The 10,079-nt window shown below is 55.7% G+C and carries 7 protein-coding genes and 1 pseudogene; 2 read left to right on the top strand and 6 right to left on the bottom strand.

The window, feature by feature from the left end:
• Positions 1–88: 88 nt before the first annotated feature.
• The 4 genes from HWV67_RS27980 to HWV67_RS27965 form a co-directional block, all read right to left on the bottom strand.
• The gene (locus HWV67_RS27980; protein WP_175653573.1) at positions 89–295 is read right to left on the bottom strand and encodes a hypothetical protein; all 207 of its coding nucleotides are present in this window, start codon (positions 293–295) and stop codon (positions 89–91) included.
• A gap of 475 nt (positions 296–770) precedes the next feature.
• Positions 771–2,858: an integrase gene (locus HWV67_RS27975; RefSeq protein ID WP_175653572.1), complete on the bottom strand. Its 2,088-nt coding sequence runs from the start codon at positions 2,856–2,858 to the stop codon at positions 771–773.
• Positions 2,851–4,398: a site-specific integrase gene (locus HWV67_RS27970; RefSeq protein ID WP_175653571.1), complete on the bottom strand. Its 1,548-nt coding sequence runs from the start codon at positions 4,396–4,398 to the stop codon at positions 2,851–2,853. Before HWV67_RS27970 ends, HWV67_RS27975 begins: the two co-directional genes overlap by 8 nt.
• Positions 4,364–5,638: a tyrosine-type recombinase/integrase gene (locus HWV67_RS27965; protein WP_175653570.1), complete on the bottom strand. Its 1,275-nt coding sequence runs from the start codon at positions 5,636–5,638 to the stop codon at positions 4,364–4,366. Before HWV67_RS27965 ends, HWV67_RS27970 begins: the two co-directional genes overlap by 35 nt.
• 130 nt (positions 5,639–5,768) lie before the next feature.
• On the opposite strand from HWV67_RS27965, the pseudogene HWV67_RS27960 reads away from it, so the two are divergent.
• Both HWV67_RS27960 and HWV67_RS27955 read left to right on the top strand, forming a co-directional pair.
• Positions 5,769–6,296 (top strand): annotated as a pseudogene (locus HWV67_RS27960) (histone deacetylase family protein); the annotation flags it as partial.
• Positions 6,297–6,447: 151 nt separating this feature from the next.
• Positions 6,448–7,737 carry a TIGR03862 family flavoprotein gene (locus HWV67_RS27955; protein WP_175653569.1) on the top strand — a complete coding sequence of 430 codons (1,290 nt, stop codon included), beginning with the start codon at positions 6,448–6,450 and terminating at the stop codon, positions 7,735–7,737.
• Between the two features lie 5 nt (positions 7,738–7,742).
• Here HWV67_RS27955 and HWV67_RS27950 read toward each other — a convergent pair whose 3' ends face one another.
• Together HWV67_RS27950 and yedA are read right to left on the bottom strand one after the other, a co-directional pair.
• Positions 7,743–9,065, bottom strand: coding sequence for a DEAD/DEAH box helicase (locus HWV67_RS27950; protein WP_175653568.1), 1,323 nt, complete (start codon positions 9,063–9,065; stop codon positions 7,743–7,745).
• A gap of 58 nt (positions 9,066–9,123) precedes the next feature.
• The gene (gene yedA / locus HWV67_RS27945) at positions 9,124–10,059 is read right to left on the bottom strand and encodes a drug/metabolite exporter YedA (RefSeq protein ID WP_175653567.1); all 936 of its coding nucleotides are present in this window, start codon (positions 10,057–10,059) and stop codon (positions 9,124–9,126) included.
• Positions 10,060–10,079: the final 20 nt, after the last annotated feature.

The raw sequence follows: 10,079 nt of genomic DNA, 5'->3' as shown, positions 1-10,079 counted from the left end.
CCCTAACCACCGCGCTCATCTCACCGCACTCACCTTGATTGATTTGCCCAAGCATGATGAAACAGAAAAACGCGCAAGGTAAATGATCTTAGATTGGATCAGGTCCATCTTCGAAACCGTGGAAAGTTATCTCTGCGGGTTCAGTTTCACGTTGCCATCCGAACACATACTGCCACTGATGTTCACCCTGCTGCCGGTCGGCTACCAGCAGAAGCGTCCAACCCGCAGTGAGCAGCTGGTTGGCATTCATCTCACTTCGAGTGCTGATTAGCCGGGTAGTCTTGTCGATATTCATTGACTGTTCCCCTCCCCTGATACCAATGATGAAATTGCTCGGCAATGCTTCGAGCCGAGCGGTTTCTAAGGCGTCCGTTGCCGGTTTGTCGGAGGCAGAGGGCGAGATAGGAATTGCTCATTCAAACCCCGGCTAAACGCGTTATAGGCCCAGCGCACGAACTGTTCGAGTAACCGCTCATTTTCCATTCGCAAACGCTGGTTTTCCCCTTCCAGTCGGGCGATGCGATCGGCGGCCGCTTGCAGCTCAGGGGTGGCAGCTTTCTTCGACACAGGCGATTCCATGAGTGCCTGCTTGCGTAGAGTGAAGGCGTGCCGAATCCGCTCGTGCTTGTGCAAAGCTTGCCGCGTATAGGTACTTCGCAAATGCCGGGAGACTGCAACGATGAGCAAATCCCAGGTCAACTTCCCGGCCCATCCGTCCAAGATCGATACAACCTGCTCAATTGCGGAGGGAGTGAGATTTCTTGAGCGGCTCATCCTTTTTCCTCTTCCGAAGCAAGCCTAGGGCGCAGATAGGTGCCTGTGTCCTGTCCGATCTCACTCTGTAGCACCTGGACAGAGCCCACTAACTGCTGCAGCTTCGATGCAGGCACGACACCACTGGGCCTGATCACAGCACCAATTGGAACGTCAGGATCGTCCAGGATTGCGCATAAGTCGTTCAGCCTTTTTAACGTCAGCGTCTGATGCTCAACCCAACGGTTGGCACCAAACTGCTCCTCGCCCAGCGCCTTGAGCGCCTTCTGCAATAGTGATTCCGTTTCTTGACGATGTTTTCGTAAGGCGCGTTCTCGAACAGGATCACCTTTTATACAGAGGTGCTCGTCGCAATTTGAACAGTCGCGATGTAGCTGACAGGGCAGCATCGAAAAATCATGCACGCAGTAGCCTAGATCAGTGGTGTGCGCAGTTAGAATTTTAAGCTCGGCAAATTGATCCCGACTGATCAAACTACTCTGAGGAATACTTGCAACGTAGCCAGCTGACTTCTCTGGGTTACCTAGGGCCTCCCTAGCCAAAGCAAGAATGTCCCGATCAGATTGATGGTCGTAGCATTTGTTCTGTGTGATCTTTGCCCGACCGCTCCACTTAGCAACATCAAGTTGTGAAAGCCCTCCCATCTGAGCCACCGTGTTCAGGTAGTGCCGAAACTGATGCGTAGTAATTTGCATCTTACCCCCGTCTTTTTCGGAAAAACCAAACCTATCAAAGATGTTGGTCACTGACGGGGTGCCGGTTAGCTGAGCTTGAATGTAGCCTGTGTCTGGCAATACAATCACAGCTCGATAGGTCATAATGTTATTCAGCTCGTTTTTTCGAACCAAACACAAAGCATCGCTGTACTTAAAATTACGTTTCTTATCCACATATGGGAAACCCTTTGGCTTGAGCTCAAGTATTGACCTTTCCACATCTCGAAAGGCGTACCTGGGTGCGTCCTTATGTTTTGGGTCGTACGGAATAACCTCAGGTATATTGTGCTTTCTGCACCAGTCCCCGCCACGCCTAGTTTCATCACTACTCAAGGGAGAATCTAGAAAAACAACCCTACTGACTTGTTTTGCCGACAACAGATGGCTGTTGCGTAGTTCTTCAAGCTCGGGAGGCAGAAACAATCGATCTGGGTTAAACTCGTACCATATAGCAATCTCCCTTGCAGGCTCTGACAAAGCCCTCAGCTTTTCTACAGCATCACGCACCACACTGGCCATCGATTGAACCACCCATTTCACTTGTGGTTTTCCTCCCTTCGAAGGAAACCAGCGAAGACCGTACAGAAACTGATCACTCTTAGCGTCGAACTCTTCAACTTCACAATTAATTGATATCGAAAGCACCTCATTGATACGACTGGGTGCAGAAGCTAAGACGGCACAAATACTGGACGTAAAAACGTCGCCCGGCTGCCGGGCGGCCCCAAAAATTTCAGCGATCGCTGATAGAGACTCCGGCGAGGGCAACCGAGCACGTCGGGTCGAATCAAATTCAGGCCCTACACTACGTTGAATGTTTTTTGGGGATTTGAGAGGATTTCGCCATGGGGCGGGCAACAAGCAATGTTGTTGTCGTACCAGAAAATTGGAAATCCTTTTAAGCTCCTCTGCAGCCATAAAAGCTGAGGCGATCTGATAGCGCTCATTGAGGATTGAGCAGGCCCTATTAAAATGTAAAATGGAGGCTTTGACCGGCGTGATACATTCTTCTGTTTCCTCTAGGGCCATTGCCAGCGCCCGTAGAGCTGCCAGCCGTGAGCTTACAGTAGTGTAAGCAACCATCGAGTAGTCGTAACTACAATAAGCTTTGGCAAAGTCCTTGTAAGGTTGACTGAAGCTATCAGAATCTTTGAATCCCTTCACGCTCGGGAAGCCGCGAAAAATTATTCGAGATCGAGTGTTCCGTCTTTTCAGCCTCACATAATCAGAGACGTCCCACGCATCACTTTCAAAGTCCAGATCGTCGCCAAAAACCTTGATTTTTTTTGCCAACGAAATAAAATCTTGCAGATTTTCTTCCATTGTTTGATCTTTTAGCGACTTAAACACAAAAACATTTTCATTCATCGATCTGTTTCCTTCTTTCACGGCAGAGCTGGACAACTTGAGCTACGGCGAGCGCCGTGCGGTCATTGATCGATGAAATACGCTCATCAGAAAAGCGCTTTTTATCCTCTAAGAGAAACTCCAGGACAGCTTCATGAGGTCCGTCCAACCAAGGCTGAAAACACTGGCAGGTGTAACAAGCAAGGGGGGCGTTTAACCCACAGAAGCTATAACTACCGCAAGACCCCATAGGCCGTGCAATTTGGTCTATTCGCAAATCGACAATTCGACTAGATGAATCCGAGCCGCGAACTGCTTGAGATTCATGATCAACCAATTTACCTTTGAATGCCTGAGCTAAAGGAGCCATGTGCAGAGCGGTTGCTTTATCTATGCGTACTGCAAGCTCGGGAGTTGCCGCAACATATACAGCAGCAGTATCTGTTCTCGTATGATCGAGCAGTTCCGCTATCACGTGAACCCCATGCCCTTCTCGCGCAACATTTGTACCCATGGTTCTGCGAAACCGTATTGCACATAAATTAATAGCTTTCCCTGTGCGCTCAGAGCAGACAGAAAGATGTTCTAGGGACCTGACTAAAAACTTGCTAATGCTTTCGCTAGTACGATGAAACTTGCTCCACTCGGGCAGATTCTGATCCAACCCCGAACGCAGGTTCGCAGGTATAGGAAATAAAGGTGCCTGTGAAGGGTCAGCTAGAACACTGACAAATTCCGACCTTACATTCATTGCGTAACGAAATATCAGGCAGCCTAGTTGATTTATCAAAACCCTTGGCTTTAACTCTTGCCGAATTAATGCGTTTTGTTGCTTTGCTCTAGGAACATAGATCAAGTATGACTCAGTTCCGTCACCCGCCACAGAACGTACAACGTCGCAAACCTTCATCGCCGCAATCTGGATAGGACGTGCCCCCAGAACAACAAACAACCAGGACAGAGTATGCGCCTCTTCGGTCAGCAATCCCGCTCCGTAAGCATCAATAAGCGCGCCCTGAATACCCTCTTGTTCAATTTCAGTAAAGGGTCCTAAATCTTGGTCCCAGGTCAAAACGGCCCCGCCAAGCTCTCGACGCCGTAATTTTTTATGATCAAGGACGTAAATAATATCTTCGTTCACCCCCGGAAGCCCTAATGCGTGCCATCGGCGCAATAAAGAGAAAAGGTTTCTGGTACTGAAATCTTCCGCATCACAAAACTTCAGAATAGTAATTTGAGATATCTCATCTAACGGTGCTCTATGATTCTTTTGTACCCGCATCGCAAAGTTTTTCAGAGCACGAAAGTGCCCCAAGAATGTTGACGGCGCCCGATTCTCGACGAACCAAATTAACGTCAGACGGAACGAATTCATAAACAACGGAGTAAAGTTTAATGTAGAAAAATCCATTAAAATTGAATAAAGGCCATCTTGGTAAGACCAAAGCGATTGTCGAGGGTCTAGATCAACGCCCCCTTTAGTCCGAATCTGCGAAGGCAGGGGCGGAAATGGAAGTTCTTCACCTTTAGTCGGCGGTTTCTTGTTTTGACTTTTTCTCATCTGAGCCTCCGGCCATGCTAATTCTGCCTTGCATTTCCAATGAAACTTCAGTTGCTTTTTTTCTAATGTGACGCTGATTGTAAACCTTCGCCATTCCAGACGTTTCAGACCACCCCATCATCCGAGAGCGTATTTTTTGCTCTAACTCAGGTGAAACCCCATGTTTATCTACAGCATCAGAAAACAGCTCATTCCAGGTGTGTCGGAGAGTATGCGGGGATAGATCGTCGGGTAGGAGTTCACAATTTAGGCGCAAGGTTTTGAAAATCTTGTTCAAACACGCAAGGCTCATAGGTCTTCCAGTTCCCATCGCTCCCCATAAGAACTCATGCCGCTGTGCCCCCGGAATCATCCTTCGGTCTGACATGATGTAGTTCCGGGTCAATCCCGCCAGTTCAGGATCAAGTGCCAATAACCGTGACGAGGTTTTCGTACAAGGTTGGCGCCGCCGAGGATCAGCGGGATCATCTGATCGTCTGGCAATGAACACCTCATTACTTTGAAAGTTAATATCTGAAATCTTTATCCCGAGCAGCTCGCCTCTGCGAACCCCTAGCGAGAGTAGCCAGCGAAAAATTAGATAGTTCCTCTGCCGAACGTGGGCTCCCCCCCAAGGATTCGCCTCGAAATCTGGCGCAACATGCCGCTGCATCAACTTCAAGTCGCTTTCACTCAAACCTGCTTTCGAACCACTTCCTAGATAATGCCGACCTGATGGGATTCGTGCCTGCACAGACTCCAAGACCAGCACTTTGAGTTTTTCTAACGGTAGAAAATTTGGACTGCCCGCACCAATGGCCATCAAGTGAGTGGTAGCAAGCCAACCCAGATAGCGTTTTATGTAATACAATCTGATTGAAACAGTGCTCACGCTGACTTGAGGACTTGACTTCTCTACAGCATTTACTTTCCCGCCGGGCATTGCACCTAGCGATTTTGCTACTTCACCAGCTGGAAACTTACAGCGCCGAGCGACAAGCTCAATTTCACCGACTGTTAGAAAGGCACCACCATATAGCCGCTCGACCAAATCAATTTCCAACTCATCAAGCACATTCAACAAAACCATTATTGACTGCAGTGCTTGCTGGATTGTGCTGACTGACAAATTCACTGCGCGCAACTCTGTCAGCACCCACAAAGTTACCTTATGGATCGGCAGACCACTCTGTCGATCACACAGTATCGGGAGGCGCTCGCCACTCTCCAATCGCACCAGCTTGATCGCATAGTGAGCCATTGTTTACTTTTCCGATAGGTAAGCGCTAAGAACGCTAGCTCACCATCGGCTTCGACGCCAGTAAAAACTTAAGCCTCTAATATCTATAAGAAAAATAAATTTATGTTTACAGATAAAGAGAAGTCATCCTTTCTGCATCTTCAACGACCTGGCGGTGATCAGCCATTACCTGCTGGAGGCCGGCCGGGTCCACCGGGTGCTGATCTTCGACTGCGACGTGCACCAGGGCGACGGCACCGCGCGGATTCTCGAACACACCCCAGACGCCATCACCGTGTCGCTGCACTGCGAACAGAACTTCCCCGCGCGCAAGGCCCGCAGCGACTGGGACATTCCCCTGCCCCGCGGCATGGGCGACGCCGATTACCTGAAGGTGGTGGACGATGCGCTGAACTACCTGCTGCCGCTCTACCAGCCGGACCTGGTGCTCTACGACGCCGGCGTCGACGTGCACAAGGACGATGCCCTCGGCTACCTGCAACTCACCGACGAAGGCCTGGCCGCGCGGGATACCTGCGTGCTGCGCCACTGCCTGGGCCGCGATATCCCGGTGGTGGGCGTGATCGGCGGCTGCTACAGCAAGGACCGCGAAGCCCTCGCCCGTCGCCACGGCATCCTCCATCACAGCGCGCAACGGGTGCTGGATTACCCACAATGACTGTGGAACCGCTTGTGGATAACCTGAGCGAAAGCCCGTTTGGTCCTTTGAAACCGGGCACGCGCGGCACTTGATCGTTTTTTGTACAGTGCCGCCGGTAACCCACCTCGGGTAGAATGGCCGGCTCTTTTATCCCCAGCCTGCCGCCACCATGACCGATACCCCCGCCACTCACCCCGCCCACGTTGCCATTATCGGCGGCGGCCCCGCCGGCCTGATGGCGGCGGAAGTCCTCAGTCTGGCCGGGGTTCGGGTCGATCTGTACGACGCCATGCCCTCGGTGGGGCGCAAGTTTCTCCTGGCCGGCGTCGGCGGCATGAACATCACCCATTCCGAGCCCTACCCCGCCTTTATCTCCCGCTACGCCGAGCGTCGCGAAGATATCGCCGCGCTGCTGCAAGGCTTCGACGCCGATGCGCTGCGCGCCTGGATTCACGGCCTGGGCATCGACACCTTCGTCGGCACCTCGGGGCGGGTTTTCCCCACCGACATGAAAGCCGCGCCCCTGCTGCGCGCCTGGCTCAAGCGCCTGCGCGACGCCGGCGTAGTTATCCACACCCGCCATCGCTGGTTGGGCTGGAATGACGATGGCGCGCTGCGGATCGGTTATCCACAGGGCGAACTGGCGGTAAAACCCGACGCAGCCATCCTCGCCCTCGGCGGCGGCAGTTGGGCGCGGCTGGGGTCGGATGGCGTCTGGTTGCCGCTGCTGGCTGGGCGGGGTGTGGATATCTCGCCTTTGCAGCCGGCCAACAGCGGTTTCGAAGTGGCGACCTGGAGCGACTTGCTGAAACAGAAATTCGCCGGCGCCCCGTTGAAGAACATCGCCCTCAGCCTGCCCGGCCAGGCGCCGCGCCTGGGTGAATTCGTGCTGACCGAAGGCGGCGTCGAAGGCAGCCTGGTATATGCCTGGTCGGCGCAGGTACGCGAAACCATCAACCGCGACGGCAGCGCCACCCTGCTGCTGGACCTGCTGCCGAACAAGCCTGTGGATAAAATCGCCGCTGCGCTGAGCAAGCCGCGTGGATCGCGCTCCATGGCCAAGCACCTGCACGGCCAGTTGGGTCTGGACGGCGTGAAAGCGGCGCTGCTGCGGGAGTTGACCGGACCTGAGGTGTTCGCTGACCCGCAACGGCTGGCGGCGGCGATCAAGGCGTTGCCCATAGTGGTCGTGCGGCCACGGCCGCTGGATGAGGCGATCAGCAGTGCTGGCGGGGTGAAGTTCGAAGCACTGGATCAGGGCTTGATGCTGAAGCAGGTGCCGGGCGTGTTCTGTGCCGGCGAGATGCTGGACTGGGAGGCGCCGACAGGGGGGTATTTGCTGACGGCGTGTTTTGCCAGTGGGCGGGTGGCGGGTTGGGTGTGCTGGGGTGGCTGGAAAACCGGTGATTTTCGATTGATTGTTCCGGCCTCATCACGGGCAAGACGCGATGAGGCCTGAACGAACTAAGGCTTACGCTTCTTGGGCCCGGTATTGAACGCCGGCACCTTGCGTACCGCCTTCGCCGGCACCGGCGCATCGCCGCTGTCGGTCCAGCGCCCGAGGCTGCCTTTCGCGCCGCTCTGCTTGGGCTTCTTCGGCTTCTTCGGCTTTTTCAGGATCTGCCCGCTGGCATCCGTCTCCGGTACCCGGTGATCCGGCTCGAAATCCGGCTGCATATGACGCGGCAAGGTCTTGCGGGTCAGGGTTTCGATCGCCGAAAGCAGTTGCACTTCATCAGCGCAGACCAGGGAAAGCGCTTCGCCGGTATTACCCTTGCGGCCAGTCCGCCCGATGCGGTGGATGTAATCCTCGGCCACGATCGGCAAATCGAAGTTCACCACCAGCGGCAGGTCATCGATATCCAGGCCCCGCGCCGCGACGTCGGTGGCGACCAGAATCTGGGTTTCCCGCGCCTTGAAACTGTCCAGCGCGCGCTGGCGGGTTGCCTGCGGGCGATCACCGTGGATGCCGTCGGCATTGATGCCCAGGCCGACCAGACGCTCAACCAGTTGGTCCACACCGTTACGGGTCTTGGCGAACACTAGCACCTGGCTCCAGCGCTGCTTGCGCAGCAGGTGGCAAAACAGCTCGGTCTTGCGCTTTTTATCCACAGGCACGATCCACTGCTTCACCGTGCTCGCCGCGACGTTGCGCGGGCTGACTTCGATGCTCAGCGGGTCGTTGAGCATCTGCCCGGCCATCAGGCGGATTTCGTCGGAGAAGGTGGCGGAGAACAGCAGGGTCTGACGCTTGGCCGGTAGTGCGGCGTAGATCGAACGCAGCTCTTCGGCGAAACCTAAGTCCAGCATGCGGTCGGCTTCGTCCAGCACCAGCGCCTGGAGCTGGTTGAACTTCACCGCGTTCTGGCGGAACAGGTCGAGCAGGCGGCCGGGTGTCGCCACCAGCAGGTCGATGCCCTTGCGCAGTTTCATCATCTGCGGGTTGATGCTGACGCCGCCGTACACCGCGTAGGTGCGCAGCGGCAGGTGCTCGGCGTATTCGCTGATGTTGGCGTGAACCTGCTCAGCCAGTTCGCGGGTCGGCACCAGCACCAAAGCGCGGACCGAGTTGCTGGCGACCTGGGCGCCTTCCATCGTCAGGCGCTGCAGCAGCGGCAGGGCAAAACCGGCGGTCTTGCCGGTGCCGGTCTGGGCCGCGGCCATCAGGTCGCGACCGGCCAGTACGGCGGGGATGGCCTCGGCCTGAACCGGTGTCGGGGTGTTGTAGTTCAGGCCTTCGAGGGCGCGCAGCAGCGGTTCGATCAGGCCGAGTTTGGCGAATGTCATGGAAATACCGTCAGGGGATTCGTGCAATGGCGCGAAGTTTACCCTGTTCGGCCCCGGATCACCGAGTTCCGGACATCTCGCCCTTCAGCACCTCGGGTACGGGCGGCGTCACCGGCGTCTTGCGCCACTGCGGAATGCCGATCAGCACCACCGCGCCGATGATCACCGCCATCGCCAGGCATTCCTCGGCGCCGATCTGCTCGCCGGCAAAGGCGATGCCCAGCAGCACCGCCACCGCGGGGTTGACGTAGGCGTAGCTGGTGGCCGCCGCCGGGCGCACATGCTTGAGCAGGTACATGTAGGCGCTGAAGGCCAGGATTGAGCCGAACACCACCAGATAGGCCAGCGCGCCCCAACCAGCGGCGGTGGGCATCTGGGTCATGCGTTCACCGCTGAACGCACTCGCCACCAGCAAGGCCACGCCGCCCACCAGCATTTCCGCGGCACTGGCCATCGGACCTTGGGGCAGCGGCAGGCTCTTGCTCCACACCGAGCCGAACGCCCAGGACGCCGCCGCGAACAGGATCAGCGCCGCACCCAGCGGACTGGCCTGCAGGTTGGAACCGAGGTTGAGCAAGCCGATACCGAGCAGCCCGAGAAAGATCCCGCCCCATTCCAGACGGGTATTGCGATGCCCGAAGAACAGTCCGAACAACAGGGTAAACAGTGGCACCGTGGCCACCGCCAGCGCCGCGACACCGGAAGCGACGCCCGCGTGCTCGGCCACCGTCACCCCGCCGTTGCCGCAACTGAGCAAAAGCACGCCGATCATCCCCGCCGCCTTCCACTGTTGCCAGGTCGGCGCCGGAACCCCGCGCCAGCGCAGGAAACCGTAGAGCAGCGCCCCCGCCACCACGAAGCGCACACCCGCCATCAGCATCGGCGGCCACGACTCGACACCGATGCGAATGGCCAGGTAGGTAGACCCCCAGACCAGATAGAGGGCAAGGAACGCACCGATCAATAACCAGGGAAAACGACGGGAGGCAGGCATGGGGGGCTCGAATTTGAGTT

This window comes from Pseudomonas sp. Marseille-P9899, assembly GCF_903166565.1.
In the GTDB taxonomy this organism is placed as follows: domain Bacteria; phylum Pseudomonadota; class Gammaproteobacteria; order Pseudomonadales; family Pseudomonadaceae; genus Aquipseudomonas; species Aquipseudomonas huaxiensis.
This window is presented reverse-complemented; position numbering and strand designations above follow the sequence as displayed.

Coding starts and splice junctions, on each gene's coding strand:
- HWV67_RS27980 (WP_175653573.1), bottom strand. CDS start 295: ATGAATATCGACAAGACTACCCGGCTAATCAGCACTCGAAGTGAGATG.
- HWV67_RS27975 (WP_175653572.1), bottom strand. CDS start 2,858: ATGAATGAAAATGTTTTTGTGTTTAAGTCGCTAAAAGATCAAACAATG.
- HWV67_RS27970 (WP_175653571.1), bottom strand. CDS start 4,398: ATGAGAAAAAGTCAAAACAAGAAACCGCCGACTAAAGGTGAAGAACTT.
- HWV67_RS27965 (WP_175653570.1), bottom strand. CDS start 5,638: ATGGCTCACTATGCGATCAAGCTGGTGCGATTGGAGAGTGGCGAGCGC.
- HWV67_RS27955 (WP_175653569.1), top strand. CDS start 6,448: ATGACCGATACCCCCGCCACTCACCCCGCCCACGTTGCCATTATCGGC.
- HWV67_RS27950 (WP_175653568.1), bottom strand. CDS start 9,065: ATGACATTCGCCAAACTCGGCCTGATCGAACCGCTGCTGCGCGCCCTC.
- yedA (WP_175653567.1), bottom strand. CDS start 10,059: ATGCCTGCCTCCCGTCGTTTTCCCTGGTTATTGATCGGTGCGTTCCTT.